This is a genomic window from Synechococcus sp. H55.2, from assembly GCF_047462495.1.
Classification (GTDB): Bacteria; Cyanobacteriota; Cyanobacteriia; order Thermostichales; family Thermostichaceae; genus Thermostichus.
This window is the reverse complement of sequence record NZ_JANSJH010000010.1, coordinates 1-24200: the sequence shown is the minus strand read 5'-3', so window position 1 is coordinate 24200 and position 24200 is coordinate 1. Positions and strand designations below refer to the sequence as shown.

At 60.2% G+C, this 24200-nt stretch carries 26 protein-coding genes and 1 tRNA gene; 10 read left to right on the top strand and 17 right to left on the bottom strand.

Annotated features, from left to right (window positions below; translation table 11 throughout):
- Window positions 1-3 precede the first annotated feature (3 nt).
- The 7 genes from NW844_RS02525 to NW844_RS02495 all read right to left on the bottom strand — a co-directional run bounded on the left by NW844_RS02525 (window position 4) and on the right by NW844_RS02495 (window position 3901).
- Window positions 4-303, bottom strand: coding sequence for a EutN/CcmL family microcompartment protein (locus NW844_RS02525; RefSeq protein ID WP_414333186.1), 300 nt, complete (start codon window positions 301-303; stop codon window positions 4-6).
- Complete coding sequence (locus NW844_RS02520; RefSeq protein WP_011433395.1) at window positions 303-644, bottom strand: carbon dioxide-concentrating mechanism protein CcmK; 342 nt, start codon at window positions 642-644, stop codon at window positions 303-305. Before NW844_RS02520 ends, NW844_RS02525 begins: the two co-directional genes overlap by 1 nt.
- Window positions 645-718: 74 nt before the next feature.
- Complete coding sequence (locus NW844_RS02515) at window positions 719-1027, bottom strand: carbon dioxide-concentrating mechanism protein CcmK (protein WP_011430450.1); 309 nt, start codon at window positions 1025-1027, stop codon at window positions 719-721.
- Between the two features lie 528 nt (window positions 1028-1555).
- On the bottom strand, window positions 1556-2281 hold the full coding sequence (locus NW844_RS02510; protein WP_414333183.1) for an energy-coupling factor ABC transporter ATP-binding protein: 726 nt from the start codon (window positions 2279-2281) through the stop codon (window positions 1556-1558).
- A gap of 7 nt (window positions 2282-2288) precedes the next feature.
- Window positions 2289-3134 carry a cell division protein FtsQ/DivIB gene (locus NW844_RS02505; RefSeq protein ID WP_414333181.1) on the bottom strand — a complete coding sequence of 282 codons (846 nt, stop codon included), beginning with the start codon at window positions 3132-3134 and terminating at the stop codon, window positions 2289-2291.
- 49 nt (window positions 3135-3183) lie between these two features.
- Window positions 3184-3402, bottom strand: a complete 219-nt coding sequence (gene ndhO / locus NW844_RS02500; protein ID WP_414333180.1) for an NAD(P)H-quinone oxidoreductase subunit O — start codon at window positions 3400-3402, stop codon at window positions 3184-3186.
- Between the two features lie 94 nt (window positions 3403-3496).
- Window positions 3497-3901 carry a hypothetical protein gene (locus NW844_RS02495; RefSeq protein ID WP_414333179.1) on the bottom strand — a complete coding sequence of 135 codons (405 nt, stop codon included), beginning with the start codon at window positions 3899-3901 and terminating at the stop codon, window positions 3497-3499.
- A gap of 1589 nt (window positions 3902-5490) precedes the next feature.
- Here NW844_RS02495 and petE point away from each other — a divergent pair.
- Together petE and NW844_RS02485 are read left to right on the top strand one after the other, a co-directional pair.
- A complete protein-coding gene (petE, locus tag NW844_RS02490) occupies window positions 5491-5883 on the top strand; it encodes a plastocyanin (protein WP_414333219.1) in 393 nt (130 codons plus the stop codon).
- A gap of 199 nt (window positions 5884-6082) precedes the next feature.
- A complete protein-coding gene (locus NW844_RS02485) occupies window positions 6083-6313 on the top strand; it encodes a hypothetical protein (protein WP_414333177.1) in 231 nt (76 codons plus the stop codon).
- A gap of 39 nt (window positions 6314-6352) precedes the next feature.
- On the opposite strand, the gene NW844_RS02480 is transcribed toward NW844_RS02485, so the two are convergent.
- Entirely contained in the window at window positions 6353-6565 is a 213-nt protein-coding gene (locus NW844_RS02480) for a DUF2997 domain-containing protein (RefSeq protein WP_414333176.1), read from the bottom strand.
- Between the two features lie 90 nt (window positions 6566-6655).
- Between NW844_RS02480 and NW844_RS02475 the strand changes: the two genes are divergently transcribed.
- Window positions 6656-7702: a potassium channel family protein gene (locus NW844_RS02475; protein ID WP_414333175.1), complete on the top strand. Its 1047-nt coding sequence runs from the start codon at window positions 6656-6658 to the stop codon at window positions 7700-7702.
- A 26-nt stretch (window positions 7703-7728) separates the two neighbouring features.
- On the opposite strand, the gene NW844_RS02470 is transcribed toward NW844_RS02475, so the two are convergent.
- The 7 genes from NW844_RS02470 to NW844_RS02440 form a co-directional block, all read right to left on the bottom strand.
- The gene (locus tag NW844_RS02470; RefSeq protein ID WP_414333173.1) at window positions 7729-8397 is read right to left on the bottom strand and encodes a PHP domain-containing protein; all 669 of its coding nucleotides are present in this window, start codon (window positions 8395-8397) and stop codon (window positions 7729-7731) included.
- A 143-nt stretch (window positions 8398-8540) separates the two neighbouring features.
- A complete protein-coding gene (locus NW844_RS02465; RefSeq protein ID WP_414333171.1) occupies window positions 8541-9701 on the bottom strand; it encodes a pyridoxal-phosphate-dependent aminotransferase family protein in 1161 nt (386 codons plus the stop codon).
- A 30-nt stretch (window positions 9702-9731) separates the two neighbouring features.
- A tRNA-Cys gene (locus tag NW844_RS02460) sits at window positions 9732-9803 on the bottom strand.
- Between the two features lie 157 nt (window positions 9804-9960).
- The gene (locus tag NW844_RS02455; protein ID WP_414333170.1) at window positions 9961-11127 is read right to left on the bottom strand and encodes a CO2 hydration protein; all 1167 of its coding nucleotides are present in this window, start codon (window positions 11125-11127) and stop codon (window positions 9961-9963) included.
- Window positions 11128-11181: 54 nt separating this feature from the next.
- The gene (locus NW844_RS02450; protein WP_414333169.1) at window positions 11182-12699 is read right to left on the bottom strand and encodes an NADH-quinone oxidoreductase subunit M; all 1518 of its coding nucleotides are present in this window, start codon (window positions 12697-12699) and stop codon (window positions 11182-11184) included.
- A gap of 13 nt (window positions 12700-12712) precedes the next feature.
- Window positions 12713-14548: an NAD(P)H-quinone oxidoreductase subunit F gene (locus NW844_RS02445; RefSeq protein ID WP_414333168.1), complete on the bottom strand. Its 1836-nt coding sequence runs from the start codon at window positions 14546-14548 to the stop codon at window positions 12713-12715.
- Between the two features lie 92 nt (window positions 14549-14640).
- On the bottom strand, window positions 14641-15858 hold the full coding sequence (locus NW844_RS02440) for a lipid-A-disaccharide synthase-related protein (RefSeq protein ID WP_414333166.1): 1218 nt from the start codon (window positions 15856-15858) through the stop codon (window positions 14641-14643).
- A 60-nt stretch (window positions 15859-15918) separates the two neighbouring features.
- On the opposite strand from NW844_RS02440, the gene NW844_RS02435 reads away from it, so the two are divergent.
- The 3 genes from NW844_RS02435 (at window position 15919) to NW844_RS02425 (ending at window position 19066) form a co-directional block, all read left to right on the top strand.
- Window positions 15919-16254 carry a hypothetical protein gene (locus tag NW844_RS02435; RefSeq protein ID WP_414333165.1) on the top strand — a complete coding sequence of 112 codons (336 nt, stop codon included), beginning with the start codon at window positions 15919-15921 and terminating at the stop codon, window positions 16252-16254.
- A gap of 48 nt (window positions 16255-16302) precedes the next feature.
- Window positions 16303-17349: a thiamine phosphate synthase gene (locus NW844_RS02430; RefSeq protein WP_414333163.1), complete on the top strand. Its 1047-nt coding sequence runs from the start codon at window positions 16303-16305 to the stop codon at window positions 17347-17349.
- 163 nt (window positions 17350-17512) lie between these two features.
- Window positions 17513-19066 (top strand): AAA family ATPase, encoded by a 1554-nt coding sequence (locus NW844_RS02425; protein ID WP_414333217.1) that lies wholly within the window; start codon window positions 17513-17515, stop codon window positions 19064-19066.
- A 13-nt stretch (window positions 19067-19079) separates the two neighbouring features.
- Here NW844_RS02425 and NW844_RS02420 read toward each other — a convergent pair whose 3' ends face one another.
- Window positions 19080-20048 (bottom strand): 30S ribosomal protein S1, encoded by a 969-nt coding sequence (locus tag NW844_RS02420; protein WP_414333161.1) that lies wholly within the window; start codon window positions 20046-20048, stop codon window positions 19080-19082.
- 217 nt (window positions 20049-20265) lie between these two features.
- On the opposite strand from NW844_RS02420, the gene obgE reads away from it, so the two are divergent.
- The 4 genes from obgE to NW844_RS02400 all read left to right on the top strand — a co-directional run bounded on the left by obgE (window position 20266) and on the right by NW844_RS02400 (window position 23128).
- On the top strand, window positions 20266-21303 hold the full coding sequence (gene obgE / locus NW844_RS02415) for a GTPase ObgE (RefSeq protein WP_414333215.1): 1038 nt from the start codon (window positions 20266-20268) through the stop codon (window positions 21301-21303).
- A gap of 60 nt (window positions 21304-21363) precedes the next feature.
- Window positions 21364-21732: a hypothetical protein gene (locus NW844_RS02410; RefSeq protein ID WP_414333159.1), complete on the top strand. Its 369-nt coding sequence runs from the start codon at window positions 21364-21366 to the stop codon at window positions 21730-21732.
- A 21-nt stretch (window positions 21733-21753) separates the two neighbouring features.
- Complete coding sequence (locus NW844_RS02405) at window positions 21754-22449, top strand: L-threonylcarbamoyladenylate synthase (protein WP_414333157.1); 696 nt, start codon at window positions 21754-21756, stop codon at window positions 22447-22449.
- Between the two features lie 73 nt (window positions 22450-22522).
- Complete coding sequence (locus NW844_RS02400; RefSeq protein WP_414333155.1) at window positions 22523-23128, top strand: PAP/fibrillin family protein; 606 nt, start codon at window positions 22523-22525, stop codon at window positions 23126-23128.
- Between the two features lie 5 nt (window positions 23129-23133).
- Here the strand turns inward: NW844_RS02400 and NW844_RS02395 are convergent, their stop codons facing one another.
- Window positions 23134-23967: a hypothetical protein gene (locus tag NW844_RS02395; protein ID WP_414333213.1), complete on the bottom strand. Its 834-nt coding sequence runs from the start codon at window positions 23965-23967 to the stop codon at window positions 23134-23136.
- Between the last annotated feature and the right edge of the window lie 233 nt (window positions 23968-24200).

Here is a 24200-nt window from a genome sequence, read left to right as displayed (position 1 = left end):
CAGCTAGCGTTGATCGCGCTTGTTGTAGAGGGAGCGACCGCCAACGCTGACGGTATCGATGATCGCCATCACCACCGCATCCAGCGGGCGGGTCTGGTTTCCCTGCGGCTGGCGAGCAGCGCTGCCTTGGCTGATCAGCACCCACTCGTCGGTGCCCGCCCCCACCGGATCGGCAGCCACTGCATAGTCGGGCTGCGGCTGACCCTCGAGATCGACATACTGCACCAACAAAAACTTCACGCCCGTCAGGCTGGGATCCTTTTGGGTGCTGGTGACGGTGCCCCGCACAATGGCGATACGCATCAGGGACGGGTGAAGGGACGGATGGCATTCACCCCTTCGCGGAACTGGGCCACATCCTCGGTGTAGCGAATGGGCAACACGTACTCGAGGTTTTCGTGAGGACGGGCGATAATGTGCCAAGACAACAACTGGCCGCCGTTTACCCGCTTCACCGAGTCAATGCCGGCAGCCACCGAAGCTTGCACCTCAGAGACATCCCCCCGCACGATCACGGTGACCCGACCGCTGCTGATTTTTTCGTAGCCCACCAGGGTAACGCGGGCTGCTTTGACCATGGCGTCGGCAGCTTCCACCACTGCCGGGAAGCCCAGGGTTTCGATCATTCCAACTGCAATAGCCATAGGTACTCCTTACGCTGAAAATGGGGTGCGAACTCTAGGGATCGGGGGCAGCTTCTGAATCCTCTTCAGAGGAACTAGGTGCGGAACTGCTCCACCGCCTCGGTGTAGCGGATGGGCAGCACAAACTCCAGGTTCTCGTGGGGCCGGGCGATGATGTGGTGGGAGAGAATCTCACCGCCACTCACCCGCTTGGCAGACTCCAAACCGGCAGCCACCGAGGCCTGCACCTCCGAGACATCCCCCCGCACGATCACGGTGACCCGACCGCTGCCGATTTTTTCATAACCCACCAGGGTAACGCGGGCTGCTTTGACCATAGCGTCGGCAGCTTCCACCACTGCCGGGAACCCGCGGGTTTCGATCATTCCAACTGCAATAGGCATATCAACTCTCCACTTTTGAACACTCAGTTCCTGAACGTTGCCGAACCCGGCAATAAGGCCAATCGATCTGCAAATTGATTTGGCTTATTGGGTTCGATCCTGCACTCTCCCTCGGACTCATCTGAGAGATCCTCTGCCCAAACCTCGATGGACAGCTTTTCCCAGAACACCTACCCCCGCCGACACAGACCTCCCCACAGGGAAGGCCCTGCCCAGCCGCCGACCTCAGACCCAATCAGACTGAAGCCAGAAAAGGTCGTAGGAGCCATCAGCGTTAACCGCAACTGTCACTCCGGCGGGCAAAGCTGCCAACTCTAAGCTAAGTCCCCATCTTTCTTGCACAAAATCGATCATACAAAATCGATGAGGACGGCCCAGAGAAGGGATCCCCCGACTTAACAAAATGATATCCCCATTTAATCCTGGACGAAAATCAATATTTTTAATTAGCGCGATAGCTTTTGATTAAGAGAGGCAAAATTGTTATCAATTCAAAAATAATTCTTGACATCTGTTCAATTTTTGCCGTTATCGGCGCAGCGAGGGGGGCACTTCCAAGCCATGGGCTTCCATGAGGTCGGCTTGGCTCATCAGGTGGGCCGGGGATCCCTGGGCCCAGATGCGACCTTGATCTAGGAGAATCACCTGATCGCACACCGCCAGGATCAGCTCCAGATCGTGGGAAGCCAGCAGAAAAGTGTGGGCAGCCTGTTGCAAAAAGGTCATCAACCGTCGCCGAGCTCGCAAATCGAGGTTGGCCGTTGGCTCGTCGTAGAGCACCAACCGGGGTTGCATCGCCAGGATCCCGGCAATGGCGACCATGCGCTTTTCCCCACCGGAGAGATGATGGGGTGGGCGAGCGGCCAGGTGCAGGGTGCCGGTCATCTGCAGGGCGGCCTCAACTGCAGTCGCGATCTCCGCCTCAGAACGTCCCAGGTTGCGCGGCCCAAAGGCCACATCTTCGGCCACCGATGGGGCAAACAATTGGTCATTGGGATCTTGAAACACCAAGCCCACCTCGGGGCGAAACTGGCCGGGCTGCAGCGGCTGGCCAAACAAGCTCACCTGGCCAGAGCAGAGGGGCAACAGGCCACAGAGGGTGAGGAACAGAGTGGTTTTGCCGGCGCCATTGGGGCCGATCACCCCCAGATGCTGCCCAACCTCGACCCGCAGATCCAGCCCTTGCAGCACCGGCGGATGGCCGGGATAAGCTATCCACAATTGGTTGACCTCCACCGCCGGCACCGGGTTCATGGCAAGGCTAGGGCCTCTGCAGGTGTTTCCAGCGCTCCTGGGTGGCGGCAGGGGTGAGCTGCAGGGTGGGCACGCTGGGGCTGGTCAGGTCGATCTGGAGAATGTCGTCGGGTGTACACTCGCAGTAGCGGCGCAGATCGCGCATTTGGTTGAGGGTTTGAATTTGCAAAGGCAAGCGGTCGGAAATCGGCCCCAGGTAGACCTTGCCCAGCTCGGTATGGAGGGTAATCCCCTCTCCAGACTGCCAATCCACTGCCTGGATCTCAATTTCCGACTGCTGCAGGGCCTGGAGCAACCGCGCCCATTGCTCTGGGGCCTGGTTCTCCCACCCCAGCAACTCCAGCTCCGGCCAAGAAGAGTGAGATCCGCTGGGGCCAGGGGGCCGAAACGGATCGGGAGGCAGCCAGTTGCCCTGCCGATCCACCCAGCCCATCCGGTCGCCCCATCGCGCGCGTGCAACCGGTTGCCGTTCCCGCACTTGGACGATCACCCCCACCGGCAGCAGCCGCCGCCGCACCTGGACGCTTTCGATGGGAGAAGGCCGGGCCGGGGATCCCAGCAGGGCTCTCTCCAAAACAGCCGGCTGCACCTGCCAAATGTTGAGGGGATACCGCAGGGGCAATTGCGCCCGGATCCAGGTGGAATCGACCCAGTGGGCACCTTCGACCTGAATTTGTTCCGGACGACGAATTTGCCAGTAGGGCTGCCGCAGGCCCAGCACCAGCAGCGTCAAGACGGCCATCGAACTGGTCAAGCGCCAGGATCCCTGCCAGAATTGGCTGCGCCGCTGCCGACGCAAAAGTCGCCTGCGCTGCAAAAGTTGCTCACGGGTAGGAGCAGCCAAAAGTGCCATTGAACCCTCTTCACCCCATTACAGGGTGTGGAGCATTCCCTGCTTCTATTCAACCTGCAATCTCCTGAACCTGATCCGCCCGCAGCCAAATGGTAGGAGTGGGAACAGACCCAAACTTAATCTGCAGGTAGTCATCTTTGATATCCACCACTTCTCCGGCGGTCTCGAAAACGTAGTTGGGGATCAAAGAATCGCTTGCCTGGGCTTCTAGGCTGCCCTCCAGTTTCTCGCGGATGGCCCGCACCAGGGTGCCTCGCTTAATCGCCATTGCTCCTTCTCCAGTTCAGTGTGGATTCGATAGCAGTTGTATCACGCCTGTCGCTGCCGCAAATTGGCTTTGACCGGGATCAATCTGAATTCGCCTATTTTCGTTTCAGGCTGCGGGCCATGTTGCGGAACAGATCCATGTCTGATCCGCCCTGGCGCCGCGGGCCGGCTTCGCTGCTGCTCGAAGTCGCGGATCCCTGCTCAGAAGCGGCTTCAGGAGTTTTGGCTGGCTCTGTAGACAGCTTAACTTTGCCAAGAGAGGAGACCTGCTCCACCACCTCCACCTTCTCCTTGCTGCCGAAATCCTGGAAGGTGTGCTTCACAATCCTGGGGGTGCGCATGTACTCGATGTTGCCAAGGGTTTTGGCCTCGTCTGGATCGAGAAAAAAGGTATTGTCGTTCTTCTCTTTCTTGGGGGTTGGCTTGGCAACAGTTTTCGTTGAGGGTGGGGAATCTGCTTGGCCACGAGAGCCAAACAAGCGCTTGAAGATGCCTACCATGGTTGTTTTGCCTGCAACGCGAAGGAAGTTGATCCGGATCCCTGGGCACTGAGTTGGCCGGGTAAGGCCAAGCCCAGTCTTGACTTCTCCCCTCCTTGAAAGAGAGAGGACTCCCAAAGGACGCTAGGCAACAGGCTGAAGCCACATCGCTTTGCTTGCCCTTTGAGCTGTCACCCACGGATTAAGGTGGGTGGGAGCAGTCAAAAGCCCCCTACCAACTCTGCTTGGATCTAGTCCAAGCATTGTTGCTAATTCGACCTTGCTAGGGGCTAAAGCCCCTTGGGTTGGCTGTATCCCCTCGCTGAAGCAGAGGGGTTTTAGCCTGTCTACTTCATTGATGTTAAGCTAACTTAGAGCGTTATGCTTGCCTGGGCAGACGGTTTTCTCGGCCAAGTGGCCACTCCGAGCAGTTTGAGTTTCCTCGCCAAGCCACCCTCAGCAAGCCAACAAAGCAGAGAAACAACTGGGTTGAGCAAAACTTATTCAGAGCTTATTCATGTGCTTGTGGAGTGTAGTGCACCTCAACCCTAAGGGGAGCGCCCAGGTTCAAGGCAGTGCCGATACAGCGAGCCAAGATTTGAATGTTAAGCCGCTGCTCGGTCGATTCTAGGCTTTTTATAAGGTGGCTCTTGGCTGAGCTAACTATGGGTGAACGCTGTACATTCATCTCAACAAGCTCGCGATTGGGTGAGGACTCAGTAACCGACTGCTTTCAGATGATCTTAAGAGGGCCAGCAAAGAATATCGAAGGGATATAACCAGCAGTATTCAACAACCTGCTCTTTAAGGCTATGACGGTCTGGCCTTCTTTTGCATCGGCAGCCCCACTGATTGCATCGAGCAAAGTAGCCTTGGGCTTTCAGGGATCCCACGGAGAAAGAATCTCTATCTCCAAGGGTTTTCGAGTAGGCGTGAGCGCAACCTGGAAAACTTGCTCTTTGCGGGGCCTAAAGATGGGATCTGGAGTTTCCCTTCCCCAGATCTTGGGGCACTTCCCAACCCGCCCAATCCCACCATTTGAGCCGCCGCCCGTGCCAGCCAGGGCCACGATGTCCCCGGCCCAACAACCGTTTGTTGAACCTGCACCCAACCCACGCCGGCGGGGAAAGCAACTGACCCAACGCGGCATCCACCTGTGGAAGGGTTGTGCTGTTCACGGGTTCGGTCTGCTGCCGCTCCCTGTCAAGGAGGTAACGTTGCTGCCCCCCGGTTGGGCATGCTCTACTTTGCGATGAGCCTAGTTATCAAAGAACCTGGGTCTAAAACCCCACCGTTCATAGCGGCTTTGTGCCAAACTAAAGTTGGAAACAAAAGCTAAGTTTCCAGCTTTCCAACCCAAAGTCGCGGTGGGGCAAAGCGCCGCGCGCCAGCAAAGCCGAACGCCCGACTCCAAGATCGATGTGGAGATCGTGTAGGGCTGGCTTGCCAGCGACGGTCGCTGAAGCTCCAAGAGTCCTCCGGCTATCGCTTGCGGAAGCAAGCTAGAGTTGGGGTAGGTACGTCAAAACTTGGAAAGTGGCAACTAAACTGCAGAGTTTGGGATAACTGCTGTCACGTTTTGAGAGGAATCCATGTTTCTAGTTTTCAACCTGGTGAAGCGTTTGCAGCTCATCCTGCTCAGCCTTGTGGTTGGGGTGGTGGCTGTAGCGTTCTTGTCCAGCCCTGCGGCTGCCGAAACCTACACCGTCAAGATGGGATCCGACAAAGCCCAGTTGGTCTACGATCCGCCCTCTCTGACCATCAACCAAGGGGATACCGTTCGGTGGGTGAACAACAAGGTCTATCCCCACAACGTCGTCTTTGACAAGGTGCCCGGTGGGGATGCCGCTTTGGCGGCCAAGCTCTCCCACAAAGCCCTGCTCACCGCTCCCAACCAAGCAGTAGAATCGGCCTTTGTGGATGTCCCTCCGGGTGAGTACACCTACTACTGCACGCCCCACCGTGGGGCCGGAATGGTCGGCAAGATCATCGTAAACGGCTAGATCGGCACCCTAGCCCCCAGAAGCCTCAGGGATCCGCATTTTGATTTGGCCTTGCTGGCCAGGGATCCCTGCTTTTAGCATGTAAAGACAGCCCTCTCAGGAGTGGGAGGGCTTTTTGGCGAATGGACACGCATTCGACCGGCTTGCCTTGCTGCTGCGCAGCTACAATCCACAAAAATAGTCCACAAACGAGTTCTGTATGACCACCAGCGTTAAAGGTTACCTGCTCTTGGCCGTTTCCTGCCTCAGCGCCATTGCTGCTGTTGGCTCGATTTTCGAGCTGGCTTCTGGCGAGCCGGATTTTGGCGTCGGCCCCACCAGTATCATCTTGGTTGTTGCTGCTCCGTTGGCGGTTTGGCTGTTTCAGTCGGCAGTTGGGGCGGCGCGGTCCAGCGGCGCTGCTGGCAGGGGGGGCAAGAAGCGAAAGTAGGCAGGTAGATAGGGGAAAACTGGGGGCAAGGAGACGGAGTCAGCAGGTTTGCGGTAAAGAGACTTGCGATTCTATCTCGGCTTCTGCTGGCTGATGAAACTCCGGCAACAGCTTTCGTTCTTGCACAGTTCCAAGGGCTGCTTCTAGCTCTGCCGTGGCTAGAGTACAACTGGAGCCAGATCCGTTCAGTACGGTCTCGGTAACCTGTCCGTTTTTGTCGATCCGATATTCCACCTTGATGTACTCAGGCATCGGCACTCCACTCGCTACCGAGTCAGCAACTGACTTTCTTCCCATTTTAGTTTCTGCTTCCTCTTCCTTGGCCAGATCTGGCTAGGCTCTATGGCTTCCTCTCGTATCTTTCGGGCTGCCAAAGGGGATCCCGGCATCCGTCGCGATCTGGGATTGGGTGTGGGGGCGCTGCTGGGCGTTGTCCTGATCGGCACCCTCTGGTACCACGGGGTGGAGCAGTGGCCTTGGGTGGAAGCTTTTTACATGACCGTTATCACCTTGACCTCGGTGGGCTTCATGGAGGTGAGGCCGCTGGGGGAGCGGGGGCGTTTGTTCACGGTGGCCTTGATCCTGATGGGGGTTCTGAGCATTGGGTTCATGGTGAATCGCTTTACGGAGGCCCTCATCCAAGGGCATTTTCAGGAAGGGATCCGGCAGCGGAAGTGGAAGAAACAGATGGAAGCGCTGAACAACCACTACATCGTTTGCGGTTTTGGACGCATTGGGCGGCAGGTGGCGCAAGAGTTTCAGGCAGAGGGAGTGCCGTTTTTGGTGATCGATCAATCTGCCGAGGCAATTCAGGTGGCGCAAGAGCTGGGATATATCGCTCTCCAGGGGGACAGCACCCTGGATGCCACCTTGTTGGCGGCGCGGGTGCAGCAGGCCGAGGGGTTGATCGCCGCCCTCTCCAGCGATGCCGAAAACCTCTATGTGGTGCTGTCGGCCCGCACCTTGAACCCTCGCATCCGCACCATTGCCCGCGCCAACACGGAAGAGGCTTTGCAAAAGCTGCAGCGAGCGGGCGTTGCCCACGCCATTTCTCCCTATATCACAGGCGGCAAGCGGATGGCGGCGGCTGCCTTGCGCCCCCGCGTGGTGGACTTTGTCGATGGGATCCTGTCGGGTCGGGATCGCACTTTTTACCTGGAGGAGTACGAACTGGCGGCCCAAGAATGCCCCTATGTCGGCCAAACCTTGGGGAAAGCCAATTTGCGAGCCCGCTCTGGCGCTTTGGTGGTGGCGATTCGGCGGGCAGATGGCCAGCTAATCGGTGGCCCCAGTGGAGACACCCTGCTGCAGCCGGGGGATCTATTGCTGTGTATGGGCACGGCCGAGCAGTTGCGCCGCCTGGGCCAGTTGCTCTATCCCCGTCTCTAGAGGGTTTCTCATCAGGGATAGCCTAGCTAGATTCGCCTGAGGATGCTGGGGCCGTGGGAGTCGGTGCCGCAGGTTTTCAAAAGTCCATAGGTCTCGGCCAGCTTTTCCCCGATCGCCGTCTCTTCTGGGCTAGGAGCCCAAATTTCGGGGTTTTTGTAGGCGTAGTAGACCTCAAGGCCATCTAGGCCCAACTCCACGGCTGCCGGAACCAGCTCTTCCGCAGGCAACCCGTAGCGAAAAGGATGGGCCAGCACTGCCAGGCCCCCAGCCGCTTGAATAGCCCCAATGGCCTCAGCAGCGGCCAGGCCGGGCACCTGCTCCCCCTGGATAAAGGGATCCAAAACAGGGTCGGCAGGATCAAACCCGTAGCCGAGAATATGCACCTCGCAGCCCAGCAGGTTGGCTGTAATCTCGATCCCCGGCCACAGAATGGGATCCTCGGCGCGATCCAGGTGGGCGCGGGCCTGTTCGTAGCCCTTCAGGGTGTGGTGATCGGTGATGGCCAGGCCCTTGAGGCCGTGCCGGCGCGCCTGCTCTGCCAAGTCTGCCGGATCCATGCGCCCATCGGAGCAGCAGGTGTGCAGATGAAAGTTGTACTGCAAGGGACAAGAAAGAGGGCCGATCCCTTGCAGCACCCGCCGCAGCTCCACCGCAGAAGCCACTCTACAGGGATCCCATTGCAAACCAACCAGCATGGCTACCCTTGCCTCCCCAACAGGCGCTGCTCCAGAGAAGCTAAGCTCCGAAGTTTTATGTTTTGTTAAGGATGTCCACCCATTCTAGCCGGGGTGCAGGAGGGGTGCCAGGTGTGGAGAACTACAGTAGTGGCCAGGGATCCCTAAGGGTTGGTCAAGATCTCTTCAGCAGCCTTGAGGGCTGCTCCAGGAGAGAAGTCGCTGTAGCCCAGTGTGTGCAGGGTTGACTCGAGAGCAGCCAGCGTGGTGAGAATGTCTCGGTCGCTCACAAAGCCCAGGTGGCCGATGCGAAAGATCTTGCCCTTGAGGTGGTCTTGGCCGGCGGCAAGGGCAATGTCGAAATGCTTCTTCAGGGTGCTGCGGATAGTGTCGGCGTTGATCCCTTCGGGAGCCAGCACGGCTGTTACCGAGGGGCTGGCCGCCGACTCTGGGTTGACCAAAAGCTTCAGCCCCAGCGCCTTGACACCGGCGCGGGTGGCCTGGGCCAAGCGGTCGTGGCGGCGGTAGATGGCCTCCAACCCTTCCGCCCGCATCAAGCGCAGGGTAACTTGCAAGGCGTAAAACAGATTTACTGCCGGGGTAAAGGGAGTGGTGCCCTGGCGTAGGGCTTTTTGGGCCAGCTTGAAGCTCCAGTAGTACTTGGGAAAGCGAGAGCGCTCGGCAGCAGCCATGGCCCGCGGGCTGACGGCCACAAACCCCAGCCCCGGCGGGATCATGTAGCCCTTCTGGGATCCAGAGGCCACCACATCCAAGCCCCACTCGTCCATGGGCACTGGCATCGCCCCCAAACTGGTGACCGCATCCACAATTACCAGCGCTTCCCCATGCTCGCGGGCGGCAGCCGCAATGGCCTGCACGTCGTTGGCCACGCCGCTAGAGGTTTCCGAATGGGTGAGAATGACCGCCTTGATGGTCTTCTCCCGGTCGGCGGCCAGCTTTTCTTGGAAGACCTCGACGGGATAGGGCACGCCCCAGGGGGTTTCTATCCGCTCGCACTGCAGGCCAAATTGCTCCGACATCTCGGCCCAGCGCTCGCCAAACTTGCCGTTGACCCCCACCAAAACCCGTTCCCCTGGGCTGAGGGTGTTGAGGATCCCGGCTTCCATGGCCCCGGTGCCGCTGGAGGCAAAGACAAACACATCGGAAGTAGTCTGGTGCAGCCAACGCAGCCCCTCCGTCACCTCTTCCAGGATGGCGGTGAACTCTTTGCTGCGGTGCTCGATAGGCCCCCGCGCCATGGCCAGCAGCGCACTCTCGGGAACGGGAGTGGGGCCGGGGATCATCAACATCAACTTGTCTTTCATGCGTGTCCCGCCAGGGAGGTCAGGTTTAAGAGGTGGCGGCCAGATTCGAACTGGCGCATAGAGGTTTTGCAGACCTCTGCCTTACCACTTGGCTACGCCACCCTACTCCTCAATCAGACAAGACATTGTATCCGAAAATGGGATCCCCTAGCCACCGCTGCGCGGGAGCTACAGACGTAGGATGTTACAAAGCAGCCCCTGCTCTTCTGGCGAGCCAGATATCGCTCCAAGCGTCCCTGGAAAAACGACAGAACCAACATTAGTCTTGCACACTTAACAGACGGGATCCCAGCAGGCGTTGCAGCCAAGGGGCAAGGAACTCGCGGTTAGCCGACTGCTGCTCTGGATCCTGGGTTTCCAGAGGAAAGGGGGCAAGGGCCCGCAGGGCGGCAGTGGTAACGCAGAACATGGCCTTTTGGAAGCTGAGGCAGATTTTCACCCTGAGGTCATCTTCCCCGCGCGGCTGGCGGCGGTAGTGCTCCCGCAAAGACTCAGGCAGGTGGCGCATCATATCCTGCATCAAGAGGGTGGGTGGGATCCCGGCGCTCCCCACCGGCAGCGGATCGGCATAGAGGGCTCCATAGGCGAAGTCCGCCTGCTCGACTGGGATCTGGTGCGCCTGGGCGTTGTAGGAGACTGTGCCCATGAAGGGGAAAGAGCGGAAAAACACGGCTTCCACGTAGGGCAGGGCCGTGTCGGGCAAGAAGGTCAGCCCCGCCGACAGGGGGATGATCTCGTAGCGGTGGCCCCAGATGCAGGGAGCGTAGGTGATGGGCTTGTTGGCGGCTGCCACCAACCCCTGCTGGATGTGGGCCACCACGTCGGCAAGGGTGAGCTGGGGTTCGCTCTCGTGACGCTTGGCCAGGGTCAGGAAGAGATCGCTCATCACCCGCCAAAACTGGCCCAGGCCGCTGTACATGGCCAGCATGCGCACCTGTTCCAGCGCAAAGTCGGGGCAGAGGAAGTTAAGGCCCTGCAGAAGGGGGTTGAAGCGGAACTTGGCCCGAATAGCCACCTTGGCTCGCTCGACAAATTCGAGAGTATCCAGATAGCGATCCAGACCGCCCCCCCCATGCCAGAGCATGGCTTTCATGCAGTATTCGGCAAACTCGTAGTTGATGCGATCGTGCCAGAGGTAGCGCAGCCATTTGCCCGGCGTAATTTCGCCGTTAAAGTACTTAAAAGCGGGGAACAGCTCCAAAAATTGGTGGTCGGCAATGAAGATTAAATTCTGGGAGTAGGCATCCAGCACCCGGCCGTAGCTGTGGAGGATGCCGATCACCTCCAGCCGGTTGCTGGGGGAATCCGGCACAAGGGCTCCCCCTGCCTCTAGGCGTTGGACAATAGGAGCCAGTCGCCATTGCTCTAGAGGATCTAAGCCGGCCAGAAAGAAACAGGAAGGAGCGGGAACCAGGGTAGCAGTCATGGGAGAAGCAGCAGTTGAGACAACAACAAAAACCCAGTTGATCTCACCAAATCGTCACAACGAAGATGACCCAGGCCCGAAAGCAGTGATCGGCCTGCCTGCTTCAGCAAGATTGAGGACCACCGGCCTGGCCCAGTGAGCGGCGGTGGACTCCACCCAATGGGTTGCCCAGGCAGGCTGGAGGCCGAGCCACACCACCAGCACTGCTAGAACTACAGCAGGCAGGCGTTCTCCGGCGGCATGTCGTTGCATGGCAATGGCCACCTCCGAGAGGCGCCCGAAAAAGACACGGTTCACCATTAGCAGAAAGTAGGCCGCCGTCAATCCTGTCCCCACCATGCACAGCAGCGTCTGCAGGGGGAAGACGGGAAAGCTGCCCCGAAAGAGGGTGAACTCGGCAATAAAGCCCACCAGGCCGGGCGTGCCGCCGCTGGCCATCACCCCCAACACCGTCAAGCTGCCAATAAGCGGCAAGCCCCGCTCCGGGTTGAGCAATCCCCGCAGCAACCTGAGATCCCGCGTGCCGGTATTGGCGTAGACGGCACCCACCAGCAGAAACAGCAGCGAGGAAATCAGGCCGTGGCTCACCATCTGGAATAGGGATCCCACCAAGGAGAGGGGGGTGGCCGCCGCCGTGGCCAGGAGAATGTAGCCCATATGGGCAATGGAGCTGTAGGCCACCAGCTTTTTCATATCTTGCTGCACCAAGGCGTTCAGGGATCCATACAGCACATTGGCCACCGCCCAACTGGCCAGCCAGGGCCCGGCTTGCTCCCAGGCAGCCGGCAAAAGCTGGAGGCCAAAACGCACCAGGCCATAGGTGCCCAACTTGAGCAAGAGCCCCGCCAAGAGCACCGAAATGGGGGTGGAAGCCTCCACGTGGGCATCCGGCAGCCAGGTGTGGAAGGGCACCAAGGGGATCTTGATGGCCAGCCCCAGCAGGATGGGAATAAGCAACAAAAGCTGCTGCAGCAGGGGCAAGGGGTGGGCCTGCAGAACGGTGTAACTAAAGCTGTGAACCTCGCTCAGCCAACTGAGGCCGAAAAAGCCAATCAGCAGCAGAATACCAGAGACAGCGGTGTAGACCAAAAACTTGGTGGCAGCATAGGTGCGCCGCGGCCCGCCCCAGATGGCAATCAGCAGATAAAGCGGGATCAGCTCAACTTCGTAGAACAGGAAGAATAGCAGCAAGTTCTGGGCCAGAAAAGCCCCCGCAATGGCGGCTGCCAGCAGCAACACCAAGCTGTAGTAGAGGCGAGGCCGCTCCACCTGGCCGCTGGCCCAAAGGGCAATCAACACCAGCAAGCCAGTCATCACCACTAGCGGCAGGGAGATCCCGTCCACCCCCAGCTCATAAACCAAGCCCAACTGCGGGATCCAGGCCACTCGTTCGGCCATCTGGATCCCTTGCTCTTGAGGATCCAAAAGCAGCAGCAATCCCAAGCTCAGCCCCAACAGAGCCAGGCCAAACCCCAAAGCCAAAGTCCGGTGCAGGCCCTTCCCCGCTCGCTCGGGGATCAGCCCCACCAAGATGCTGCCCAACAACGGGATCCCGACCAAAAGGCTGAGCATCGCTTCCTCCCACTCAATAGGCCAATCCCAAATGGGGCGAACGCAGCAGCCAAGCGGTAACCACCACGACCCCAATGACAATGAGCAGCACGTAGAGCTGCATCCGCCCCGACAGGGTGTACTTGAGGGCTTCGCCGCTAAACCAAAAAGCCAGGCTCACCCCGTTCACCAGGCCATCCACCCCGTTGCGATCCAGCCATTCCAGTCCGCGGGAGAGGGCGCTGACCGGCTGCACCAGCAGCGCCTGGTAGAGCTGCCCGGTGTAGAAATCCTGGGCCAAGAGATCCTGCAGCTCCGGCCAGGGCAGGCGCAGCCGCCGCCGGCCTCCCCAGTACAGCCAGGCACCAACACTGGCTCCCAGCAACCCTGCGGCCCCCAGCAAGACAGCCATCTGCTGCAGCTCCGGGATCCAAGCGGGATAAAGCCCCCAGCGCCAGAAGAGCCAGGGCATGAGCAAGTTCTGCACCGTCAGGATAACCATGGGCAGGGCCATCAGCCAGCCCACCTCAGGCGCGCGGCGCGTCTTGGGCTGCGGGGATCCCAAAAAGACCAGACCAAACACCCGCGCCAGGTTCAAAGCCGTCAGCCCGTTAACCAGCAGCAACACCCCCATCAGGGCCGGCTCGCTGTACACCAGCGCCAGGCGAATGAGAGTCCAAAAGCACCCCAGTGGGGCCACCATCCCCAGGGATCCCACGGCAAAGGCGGCCAGGGTAGCCGGCATGCGGCTCCCTAGGCCCCCCAGCTCCGTCAGATCCTGGGTAGCAGTGGTGTAGATGAGGGATCCCACCCCCATAAACAGCAGCGCCTTGGCCAGGCCGTGCATGAGCAGCAGCTCCAGGGCCAAATCCGGCTGCCCCGTCCCCACCGCCACAAACACCAAGCCTAGGTAGGCACTGGTGGAGTAGGAGAAGGTGCGCTTGAGGTCGATTTGCGCCAAGGCCACTAGGGATCCCCCTATAGCCGTAATCGTGCCGATGGCCACCAGCACCCCATCGGTGAGGGGAGAGAGAGCCAAAAGGGGCTGCAGCTTGATCAAGACAAAAGCGCCGCAGGCTACCACCGCCGAGTTGCGCAGGATCGAAGCCGGGTTGGGCCCCTCCATGGCCTCATCCAGCCACAGGTGTAGCGGGAACTGGGCGCACTTGCCCAGCGGCCCTGCAATCAAAGCCAACCCCATCAAGGCCGCCCAAGTCGGATCCAAGCTGGTCGTAGCCGCCCAATCCCGCAGGCCGGAAAAGGTCAAAGAGCCGGAGAAGTTGGAAACCGCCACCACCCCCATCAACAGCAACAGGTCTCCCACCCGTTTGGTGAGAAAAGCATCCCGCGCTGCAGTGACCACCAGCGGCTGGGCGTACCAGAAGCCCACCAACAGATAGGTGGAAAGCGTCAGCATCTCCAGCAGCGCGTAGCTGAAAAACAGCGAATCGCTGAGGGCGATCCCCGTCATCCCGCCCTCGAAAAAGCCCATCAGGGCGGCAAAGCGACCCAGGCCCCAGTCCTTATCCAAATACCCCAAGGCATAGATCTGGGCCAGCAGGCTCAAGCCGCTGAACCAGACAACGGTTCCCAGCGTCAGAGACGAAACCTCCAAAGACAGGGTCAAATCCAGATCGGCCACCCGAAACCAGAGGTAGTTCAGGATCTGGGGATCCCGACCCCAAACCTGCCGCAACAGCCAAAGGCCATGAGCAAGGGCCACAAAGGTCAGTAGGATATTGAGGTAAGCTGCCGGGCGCGGGCCACTGCGCTTGATCCAGCCACTGGCCCAAGGGAGAGCCAGCGCCGTTCCCGCCCACCCGTAGCAAGGGATCCACCAACTGCTCTCCAACCCCAAAAGGTTTGACATTACCCAATAAATTGAACAATGACAACGAACAGAAAACCAACGGAGATCAGTCAGGATTTTTAACTCGTTCTCTGGTTAAGGATTTGAGATCACTATATACCCGGCTCGGACGGTTCCAAAACCGGGTCGGGTGGCTTGAGCCAATCTCGAACCTGGGCGGCAATCCGCCGGGCAGCGCCTGGAGATCCCATGCGGCGGCGTCCGTGGGCCTGCAACTCAGCCGTGTAGTTGGGATCGACGGCCAGACGCTCCAGAATCCGGCTAACCACAGCGGGGGCCTGCTCCACCGAGGTCAAGTGGACGGCGGATCCCAGCAGACGGGTTTGGGCTTCGGCAAAGCGGAGCGTAAACTGTGGCCCCCCGCCCGGCAAAGTGACCACCGGCTTTCCCAAGCCCACACATTGCTCGGTGGCCGTTCCCGCCATGGCCAGCACCACCGTGGCCCGGTGGGCACAGGCGCCGAAGTTCCCCCAAACCAGAAGTACATCGCTGCGCTGAGGTGGGATCCGAGCCTGAAGCTGGTCTGGTTCCAGGTTGGGGCTGAGGGCAGCATAAACTTGAACCTCCCTTGGGATCCGCTCCACCACCTGCATCATCAGGGCCCAGTTGCGGTAGGCTTCCGGCGGACGGGATCCCGGCAAGAGCAGCAAGGCCGGTCGGTGCGGATCTAAAGGTAATGCCCCGCGCGGCTCCAGGCCGTCCATCATCGGGTTGCCCAGGTAGAAGGCCCTCAGGCCCCGTTTTTGCAAAGCGGTTGCCGTCAGCTCATCCCGCAAAAAAGAACCCAGGCAGCGCCGGTGGGCCATCAGCCAGCGTTCCCAGGGCAGGTAATCGGAAACCGGCTGCCCCATCCAAGCGCGGCGGTACGGCCCCCGTTCGTCCCGCCAGTAATAATCCGACTTGGCCGTGCCCACGAAAACATAGGGGATCCCGCTCCACCAGGCCATCGCCAGGGGCACAATGTCTCCCACCGCCAGCACCAGCTTCATCTGAGCCGCCGCCCGCCGCACCAGAGCCAGTTGCCGCCCCGTCAGCCCCAACAGGCCGGCCCGCAGATCCCGCCACAACTGCCGCCAATCTTGATAGATAAACCCCCCCGACGGCATCACTTGAGCAACGGGCAGAAGGGGGATCCCTTGGCGTTGGTAGGCTGTCCCTTCTCCCACAATTGGCAGGGCTTGCACCGGGATCCCCAGTTGGATCAGGGCCAGGGCAAGGCGGCTGCCCACCTCATCTTCCCCGTGTCCATTGCTCAGACACAGCACCGGCGGCGCCAGGCGCAATTGGGTTCCCGGTCTGGGCTGAATCAAGCGGGATCCTCCAGAAATCTCCTCCTACAATAGAGCCAATCCGAGAGGGGAAGCCGGGAGATGATGCGAAATGAGCGACAACGAGCCGAGTTCATTGCGGCAGTAGAGGCCCTCCAGCTCGAAGGCCCCTATTTCGTAGAAGAGCGCCTCACCCGCCATCGTGGCCCTTTCTTACGGGCAGTGAAAGATGTGCCCGTAGGCGGAACTTGGTGGGAGATCCGTTATTTTCCCGCCTGTGAGTGCTACGCTTGGGCCTACCTGCCGGAAGGGGCCGGCCCGCGGGAGTTTGCCTGGGGCCACACGCTGCAGCAAGCTTTTCTCAACGCCTTGTGGCATCAACCCCTTTCTGCCGAAAGCCAAGAACAGCTGCGGAAAAACCATTCCGATTTACAGTAGAGATCAAGATTCTCTTAAACTTCCCTCTTCTTCCCGCGTGCAGGGAACATGAAACCGCAGGCCGTCGCCCGTATTCTGGATGCCAACCTCGACCGCGCTCGCGAAGGGCTACGGGTGCTGGAGGAGTGGTTTCGTTTCGGCCTGGAAGAGGAAAAGCTCTCTGCGGAATGCAAGGCCATGCGCCAAGCCCTGGCCCGCTGGCACAGCGACCCGCTGCGGCTGGCCCGCGATACCCCTGCCGACCCAGGCACCCAGATCTCCCACCCGCAAGAGGAGCAACGGCGGGATCTCGGCCACCTGTTGCAGGCCAATTGCAGCCGTGTGCAAGAAGCGCTGCGGGTGCTGGAAGAATACGGCAAGTTGGCCGAGTCCAGTCGTTGGGTAGCGCCCGGCCTGGCCAAGCTGGCCAAAGACATGCGCTATCGGCTCTATGTTCTGGAAAGTGAGCTGCTGGGGGGATCCCTGCGGCAGCGTCTCCTGGCAGCCCATCTTTATTTGGTTACCAGCCCGGTGCCCCACTGGCTGGAAGTGGTGGAAAAGTCCCTACGCGGGGGGGTAACACTGGTGCAGTACCGCCGCAAAAACCTTCCCGACAGAGAGATGCTCTGGGATCTCAGGCAGTTGCGGCAACTGTGCGACCGCTATCAGGCGTTGATGATCGTCAACGACCGGGTGGACTTGGCTTTGGTCAGCCAAGCGGATGGGGTACATCTGGGGCAGACGGATCTGCCGGTTGCCCAAGCCCGGCAACTGCTGGGAGCGCAGCGGCTGATTGGCCTGTCGACCACCAACGCTGAAGAGCTGGCCCAAGCCCTCAATAGCGGCGTGGACTATATCGGCGTCGGCCCTGTCTATGCCACTCCCACCAAAGCGGAAAAACCCCCTGCCGGCCTGGAGTACGTGCGCCTGGCCGCCGAAAAGGCCCATCTGCCCTGGTTTGCCATCGGCGGCATCGATCTCCACAACCTGGCCGAGGTGCGCCAGGCAGGCGCCAGCCGCGTAGCCGTGGTGCGGGCCCTGATGGAAGCGGCGGATCCCACCCAGACCGCCCGCGCCATGTTGGCCGAACTGCAAGGGATCCCTGCTCTATCCTGAAGATAGACCCCGAATCTTCTCAAGACCCTTCTAACTCCCGATGGCAGAGGCCGCAAAAGATCTCAAAGAGCTCCCCGATCGCAATCGGCAAAGCAGCGGGGATCCCGGCTTGAGCGGGATTGCCACCGAAGTGCAAGGGGAGCTGGTGCGGGAGCTGGACTTGATGATCCGGGCCCGCTACCCCCTGCTCTACCTGGTTTCCCCCGAAGAGGAGCCGGCGGACGCCGTGCTCGTGCAAGTAGCCAAGAGAACCGATCCGCCGCGGCGGCTGCTGTTCTGGGACGTGGTGCGGGGCTGGCAAGATACCGGCGAAGACCGCGGCTCCATCATGGCCGCTCTAGGGCGGGTGTGGCGCTCGGCCCCCCAGGAAGACACCCTGTTTGTGCTGCGGGATCTGCACTTTGTGCTGCGCAACGCCAGCAGCGACAAAAATGCCCCCATCCTGCGGGAGCTGAAGAACCTCAGCCGCGAGCTCAAGCGCACCCGCAAAATGCTGATCCTGCTCAGCCACACCCTGGAAGTGCCCAGCGACCTGGCCGAGGAGATCACCGTCGTCGATATTCCTCTGCCCAACAGCGAAGAGATCAGCCGCCTCATCCAGCTCTACGTGGCCCCGGAAAAACTCAAGCTCAGCCCCCTGGCCCGCGAGCAACTGGTCAAAGCCTGTCAGGGGCTGAGCCGGGAGCGCATCCGCCGCGTCTTGGCCCGCGCCTTGGCCGCCAAGCAGGAGGTGAACGAGGCCGACATCGACCTGGTGTTGGAGGAGAAAAAACAGGCCATCCGCCAGACGGGCATCCTGGAGTTTTTCACCGCCCGCGAGACCCTGAAAAGCGTGGGCGGGCTGGACAACCTCAAGGCCTGGGTGCGGGTGCGCCAGGAAGCCTTTACCGAAGAGGCGCGGCGCTACGGCCTGCCCAACCCCAAGGGCGTGCTGCTGGTGGGGATCCAGGGCACCGGCAAGTCCCTCTCCGCCAAAACCATCGCCAACGAGTGGCGGCTGCCCCTGCTGAGATTGGATGCCGGGCGGCTCTTTGCCGGCATTGTGGGGGAATCAGAAAGCCGCGTGCGGCAGATGATCCAACTGTCAGAAGCCATGGCCCCCTGTGTGCTCTGGATCGACGAAATTGACAAGGCCTTTGGCAACATCACCAGCAGCGCCGACGGGGATTCGGGCACCAGCCGCCGGGTGTTTGGCAGCCTGATTACCTGGATGCAGGAGAAAACCAGCCCGGTCTTCATCGTGGCCACCGCCAACAACGTGCCCCTGCTGCCGCCGGAGCTGTTGCGCAAGGGCCGCTTTGACGAGATCTTTTTCCTCAACCTGCCCACCCAAGCCGAGCGCAAGGAGATCTTCCGGGTACACCTGCAGCGGCTGCGCCCCAGCCGCCTGCGGGAGTTCGACCTGGATGCCCTGGCGGCAGCCGCTCAAGACTTCAGCGGCGCCGAGATCGAGCAGGCGATCGTGGATGCGATGTACAACGCCTTTGGGGGCGGCGGCAGCGGCGCTCGGCGCGATTTCACCCAAGAAGACATCCTGCAGTCCATCCGGGAAACTGTACCCCTGGCCGCCATCGCCCGCGACCAGATCGAAAGCCTCAAGTGCTGGGCTGCCCAAGCGGGTGCCAGGACAGCTTCTCAAGATGCCCAGGTGCTACAGGAAATGAAGCAGTGCTTTGCTTCCCAGCATCCAGCTTCACCGTTGCCCACCAGCCCTTGATCCCGAAACCACCTTATTCCACAGCCGTCGCTGCGTATTCCAGCTCTTCCTCCGCCACTTCCGCTGGGGCTTTCTCCGCCTGTCCTTGCTTGGCAGCCAGCATTTGCTCGCGGTACTTGGCTGCCATTTCCTCGGCTTTCTCGTACACCAGCTTGGGATCCCGAATCATGTCGCCGGGATTGGGCTCCAGTTGCTTGGTGGACAGCGAGATCCGCCCCCGCTCCGCATCCAGATCGATGATCATCACCTTCACTTCGTCGTTGACGTTGAAGACACTGTGGGGCGTGTCGACATGATCGTGGGAGATCTCGGAAATGTGCAGCAGGCCGGAGACGCCGCCAATATCGATAAAGGCGCCGTAGGGCTTGATGCCTCGCACCGTGCCGACTACCACCTCGCCCACTTCCAGCTTGTTCATCTTCCGCTCCACCAAGGCGCGGCGATGGCTCAGCACCAAACGGTTGCGGTCTTCGTCCACCTCCAGAAACTTCAGGGGCAGCTCTTCACCCACCAGCTCTTCTTTCGGCTTGCGGGTGCTGATGTGGGATCCGGGAATAAAGCCCCGCAGCCCTTCGATCCGCACCAGAGCCCCACCTCGGTTGGTGGCAAAAATGGTTGAGCGGACGGTGGCATCTTCTTTCTGGAGCTGTCGTACCCGTTCCCAGGCCCGCATGTACTCGATGCGGCGGATAGAGAGGGTCAGTTGCCCCTCCTCGTTCTCTTCGGTGAGGATAAAAAATTCGCGGGTTTCTCCGGGCTGCAGCATCTCGTGTGGATCTTCCAGGCGGCTAATCGACATCTCCTGGAGCGGCAGAAAGGCAGCCGTTTTGGCCCCGATATCGATCAAAGCACCGCGCGGCTCCACCGAGAAGACCGTACCCGCCACAATTTCACCGGGGCTAAAGTGATAGTCATACTTATCCAGGAGAGCGGCAAAGTCTTCAGTGGTAAAACCTACATCGGCAGCGGTGAATCGACTCATAGGGGTGCAGTAACAGAATCAGTTGCGCGGAATCAATGGGTAGAAGGCCAGTCGAGTTTGGCAAAGCCCCAGATGAGAGTATGTTTACTCTCCCACTTTCCCACCTGCGGCGGATGTGGCTGGGGAAATACCATAGTAGCTCAGCGGGGCGTCTTTTGTGGCAAGTTTCCCGGCGATCTTGCCAAGCTAGAGCATAGAAGATTTGGGAGAAGAACGATTGCACTTTATTGACCAAGCCGAAATTGAAGTGCAAGGGGGAAATGGCGGAGATGGCATCGTGGCCTTCCGCCGCGAAAAGTATGTGCCGGCTGGGGGGCCATCCGGTGGCAATGGTGGGCGGGGCGGCTCGGTGATCCTGGTGGCAGATCCCGGCCTGCAGACCTTGCTGGATTTTCGCTTTCAGCCGGTGATCAAGGCAGAACATGGGGCCAAAGGGGGGCCCAACCATCGCAGCGGGGCTGGTGGTGCGGATCGGCTGGTGCGGGTGCCCTGTGGCACGATGGTGTTCAACGCTCAAACCGGCGAGCTGCTGGGGGATCTAGTGTGTGAGGGGGATCGAGTGTTGGTGGCCCGCGGGGGCAGAGGCGGCCTGGGCAACGCCCATTTTTTAAGCAACCACAATCGTGCCCCCCGCCGATTTACCAAGGGCGAACCCGGAGAGCGGGTGCGCCTGCGCCTGGAGCTGAAGTTGATTGCCGAGGTAGGCATTGTCGGCCTGCCCAATGCGGGCAAGTCCACCCTGATTTCGGTGGTCTCTTCTGCCCGGCCTAAGATTGCCGACTACCCCTTCACCACCCTGCAGCCCAATTTGGGGGTAGTGCCTCATCCTTCCGGAGATGGGGTGGTGTTTGCCGATATTCCGGGGCTGATCGAGGGGGCCCACTTGGGGGTGGGGCTGGGCCACGAGTTTTTGCGCCATGTGGAGCGCACCAGGGTGCTGATCCATTTGGTGGATGGCACAGCGGCGGATCCCGTCAGAGATTATCAGACCATTCAGCAGGAGCTGCGCGCCTACGGCCACGGGTTGATCGATAAGCCGCAAATTTTGGTTTTGAACAAGATCGACGTTCTGGATCCTCAGCAGGTTGCCGAGCGCACCCAGAGGCTATCGGCTGCCGCCGGCACTTCGGTGGTGGCCATTTCTGCGATTGCCAGGCAGGGGCTGGATCCGCTCTTGCAGCGGGTGTGGCAGTGCCTGGGTCGGGGATCCCCTGCGGAGCTGGATCTCGTGGGGGCAAAATCCATCCAGTCCTGAGGCGGAAGCATCCTAGAATGGGAGAGCCCATGCCTTGCCAAGCTCCAGAGATAAGTGGCTATGTATATCTCGGCGGAGGATCTGCCACCGGATTTGCGTCAGATCATGTTGGCTGTTGAACAGGCAGCCCAGGCGAGGGCAGGAGCGTGTGTGGAGCTGTTGCTGCTCCTGCGGCTGCTGGAGGAGATGCACCGCGCAATCCTGGAGGGTGCCTTTCGGGAGGCTTTGCCCAACACCCGTCAAGCTTTGTATCGGGTGCTGCAGGATCTAGAGGAGGCGGGCGACTGGCCCTACCTGCCACGTCTGCATATCCAAGCCCTGATGCAACAACTGAAGGACTGGCCGCAGGGATCCCTGCCGGTGCCGCCCACTCCCCGTTCTGCAGGGGTTGTGGAAGTGGCGGAAAGCCCTAGCTGCCCCGAATCTTGAGATTTTGCTTTTTTCTCCCGAATGGCCGAGTACTTTAAGCTCCATCCGCAGCATCCCCAGGCCCGCTCCATCCAACGGATTGCAGCCGCTCTGCGGGAAGGGGCGGTCATGCTCTACCCCACTGATACGGTCTATGCCATTGGCTGCGATGTGACCCACAAGCAAGCGGTAGAGCGGGTAAGGCGTCTCAAGCGGCTTTCCAACGACAAGCCCCTCACCTTTTTGTGCCCTTCGCTTTCCCAAATTGCCCAGTACGCCCAGGTGAGCGATCCCGCCTATCGACTGATGCGGCGGCTGATCCCAGGCCCGTTTACGTTTCTGTTGCCGGCCACCAAGCTGGTGCCCCGGTTGGTGATGGATCCCAAGCGGAAAACCACTGGCATCCGCGTGCCCGATTCGGCCATCTGTCAGGCGCTGTTGGCCGAGTTAGGCAACCCCATCGTCTCCACCTCGGCCAAGCTGGGCGGGGATCCCGTCGGCTCTTTGGAGGTGGGTTTTGACTCTGTTGGGGATTGGGAAGAGGGGGGAATCTTTACCGCCGAAGAAATGCGACAGTTGGAGAAACAGGTGGATCTGGTGCTGGATGACGAGGCTCCCTATCGGGCCCAGGTCTCGACGGTCATCGATCTCACGGGGCCGGAGCCCCTGTTGGTGCGGGCAGGCCTGGGGTACGAGCAGGTGGCAGAGCTCAGGCGGGTGGAAGAGCTGACTGGCTGAGGGCCGGGATCCCCCTTTCCCTACTCGGCTGCCACCAACTCCTAAAATAGGGTCGTGCTGCTGCGGTAAGCCCATGCCTGGGTCTTTGGCTGAGCAAAAACTGGCCCTGTTGCGCCTGCTGGAGGTGGCCGACCGAGGCCGGAAGGTTTCCCCTGACCAGAAAGCCCAAATCTTGTCTCACATTGCTGCCCTGGAAGTGCTCAACCCCACCCCCAGGCCAACCTCTGCCCCTGAAAAGTTGGAGGGGAACTGGCTCACCCTATTTACCACCAGCACAGACCTGCTGCGGCTGGCCAAGTTGCCCTTTCTGACCACCGGCGAGATCTACCAGTGCATTCGGGCCAAAGCTGGACGGGTCTTCAACGTGGCGGAGATCCAGGGATCCGGTTGGCTGCCACGGGGAGTTTTGGCGGTGGCGGCCCGCTTCTACCCGGAGTCGGAACGCCGGGTCAGGGTCATTTTCGAGCGCTTTGTGCTCGGCTCCCAAGCGTTGATGAGCTACGAGATCGAGAGTTTTCTCCATTTGCTTGAACGGGCTCCAGAGCGGATCCCGGCGGTGAAGATCGACCTTCGCCGCCGCGAGCCAACAGGCTGGCTGGACATTACCTATTTGGATGAAGACTTACGGATGGGTCGGGGCAGCGAGGGGAGTGTGTTCGTGCTCAAGCGGGTGAGTTGAGGCTGCTAGCTGGAGGTTCCAGAAGGCTCCTTTTCTGGGATCTCAGGGAGTGGCTTCTGGGCTAAGGTAGCGCCTATTTCTTGGAGAACCTGCAAGGCACGGTAGGACTGCCGTAAAACCTGCAGCTCCTGTTGAGTTTGCTCCAGTTGCCGAGCCCATTGGTCATGTTGAGAGCGCAACTGCCGATTCTCGCATTTTGTGCGCTGCAGGAGGCGCTTGAGCTTTTGCTGCTGCTGCTGGAGCTGGGCCCGCTCGGCTTCCGACTGCTGCAGTTGGATCCCTTGGCGTTCCAGCTCTATTTTTAGGGCGGTAACTTGCGATTGAAGCTGGCGGAGCTTTTGGTGCAGTTCCCGCCCTGGTGTGGGTTTGGCCGGTTTGGAGTTTGGGGAAGAGGGCGGGGGTGATGTTTGGAGATTTTGCAGATGCCGTTGCAACTGTTGGGCTTGGGCCTGCAGAACTCGGCACCGCTGCTGCTCACTGCGCAGTTGCGCTTGGGCGCGTTCGCAGGTTTGGATTTCGGCTTTCACCTGCTGCTTGATGCGGTCGAGGATCTTTTGGTGGCGGAGCTGGGTTTGGCGGATCTCCTCAGCCACTTGCAGAGGACGCGGATCCACCTCGGGTCGCCGCGGCCTGCCACCGTGATCGGCGGGATCGAAGGGGGACACAGCCGCCAGCAGCGAGGCTCGAAAGTCAGGCCAGGAATGCGACTGCAGACCCATCTGAACCAGCCGCCAAACCCCGTAGGAGGCCCCAATTGCCGCTACCAGGCCAGGGATCCCGGCCAAGGACAGGGAAACCTTGGGCAGGGTCGGCAGGATCTGATCCAGCAGGCCCACCACCAATGCGAAGACAAAGATCCCGCTCCCCGCGGCAGCGGCACCTGGGACCCAAGAGGAGCGGGAGGACATCATCGTTTTTGTTTATCAGAACCACCAGAGCGGGAGAACCAGGGCAGAGGTCAGGTTCAAAAATCACCTGTCTGCATCTCAGTTTATCCCACCGGCAACCTCTGTCTCTCATGAACTACCCCACCGCGCAGGCGGGTGGGGTTTCCCCATCCGCTTTACGGCGA

Excerpts from the sequence above, each read along its gene's own strand:
- NW844_RS02525 (WP_414333186.1), bottom strand. The coding sequence starts at position 303 with ATGCGTATCGCCATTGTGCGGGGCACCGTCACCAGCACCCAAAAGGAT.
- NW844_RS02520 (WP_011433395.1), bottom strand. The coding sequence starts at position 644 with ATGGCTATTGCAGTTGGAATGATCGAAACCCTGGGCTTCCCGGCAGTG.
- NW844_RS02515 (WP_011430450.1), bottom strand. The coding sequence starts at position 1,027 with ATGCCTATTGCAGTTGGAATGATCGAAACCCGCGGGTTCCCGGCAGTG.
- NW844_RS02510 (WP_414333183.1), bottom strand. The coding sequence starts at position 2,281 with ATGAACCCGGTGCCGGCGGTGGAGGTCAACCAATTGTGGATAGCTTAT.
- NW844_RS02505 (WP_414333181.1), bottom strand. The coding sequence starts at position 3,134 with ATGGCACTTTTGGCTGCTCCTACCCGTGAGCAACTTTTGCAGCGCAGG.
- ndhO (WP_414333180.1), bottom strand. The coding sequence starts at position 3,402 with ATGGCGATTAAGCGAGGCACCCTGGTGCGGGCCATCCGCGAGAAACTG.
- NW844_RS02495 (WP_414333179.1), bottom strand. The coding sequence starts at position 3,901 with ATGGTAGGCATCTTCAAGCGCTTGTTTGGCTCTCGTGGCCAAGCAGAT.
- NW844_RS02485 (WP_414333177.1), top strand. The coding sequence starts at position 6,083 with ATGACCACCAGCGTTAAAGGTTACCTGCTCTTGGCCGTTTCCTGCCTC.
- NW844_RS02480 (WP_414333176.1), bottom strand. The coding sequence starts at position 6,565 with ATGCCTGAGTACATCAAGGTGGAATATCGGATCGACAAAAACGGACAG.
- NW844_RS02475 (WP_414333175.1), top strand. The coding sequence starts at position 6,656 with ATGGCTTCCTCTCGTATCTTTCGGGCTGCCAAAGGGGATCCCGGCATC.
- NW844_RS02470 (WP_414333173.1), bottom strand. The coding sequence starts at position 8,397 with ATGCTGGTTGGTTTGCAATGGGATCCCTGTAGAGTGGCTTCTGCGGTG.
- NW844_RS02465 (WP_414333171.1), bottom strand. The coding sequence starts at position 9,701 with ATGAAAGACAAGTTGATGTTGATGATCCCCGGCCCCACTCCCGTTCCC.
- NW844_RS02455 (WP_414333170.1), bottom strand. The coding sequence starts at position 11,127 with ATGACTGCTACCCTGGTTCCCGCTCCTTCCTGTTTCTTTCTGGCCGGC.
- NW844_RS02450 (WP_414333169.1), bottom strand. The coding sequence starts at position 12,699 with ATGCTCAGCCTTTTGGTCGGGATCCCGTTGTTGGGCAGCATCTTGGTG.
- NW844_RS02445 (WP_414333168.1), bottom strand. The coding sequence starts at position 14,548 with ATGTCAAACCTTTTGGGGTTGGAGAGCAGTTGGTGGATCCCTTGCTAC.
- NW844_RS02435 (WP_414333165.1), top strand. The coding sequence starts at position 15,919 with ATGATGCGAAATGAGCGACAACGAGCCGAGTTCATTGCGGCAGTAGAG.
- NW844_RS02430 (WP_414333163.1), top strand. The coding sequence starts at position 16,303 with ATGAAACCGCAGGCCGTCGCCCGTATTCTGGATGCCAACCTCGACCGC.
- NW844_RS02425 (WP_414333217.1), top strand. The coding sequence starts at position 17,513 with ATGATCCGGGCCCGCTACCCCCTGCTCTACCTGGTTTCCCCCGAAGAG.
- NW844_RS02420 (WP_414333161.1), bottom strand. The coding sequence starts at position 20,048 with ATGAGTCGATTCACCGCTGCCGATGTAGGTTTTACCACTGAAGACTTT.
- NW844_RS02410 (WP_414333159.1), top strand. The coding sequence starts at position 21,364 with ATGTATATCTCGGCGGAGGATCTGCCACCGGATTTGCGTCAGATCATG.
- NW844_RS02405 (WP_414333157.1), top strand. The coding sequence starts at position 21,754 with ATGGCCGAGTACTTTAAGCTCCATCCGCAGCATCCCCAGGCCCGCTCC.
- NW844_RS02400 (WP_414333155.1), top strand. The coding sequence starts at position 22,523 with ATGCCTGGGTCTTTGGCTGAGCAAAAACTGGCCCTGTTGCGCCTGCTG.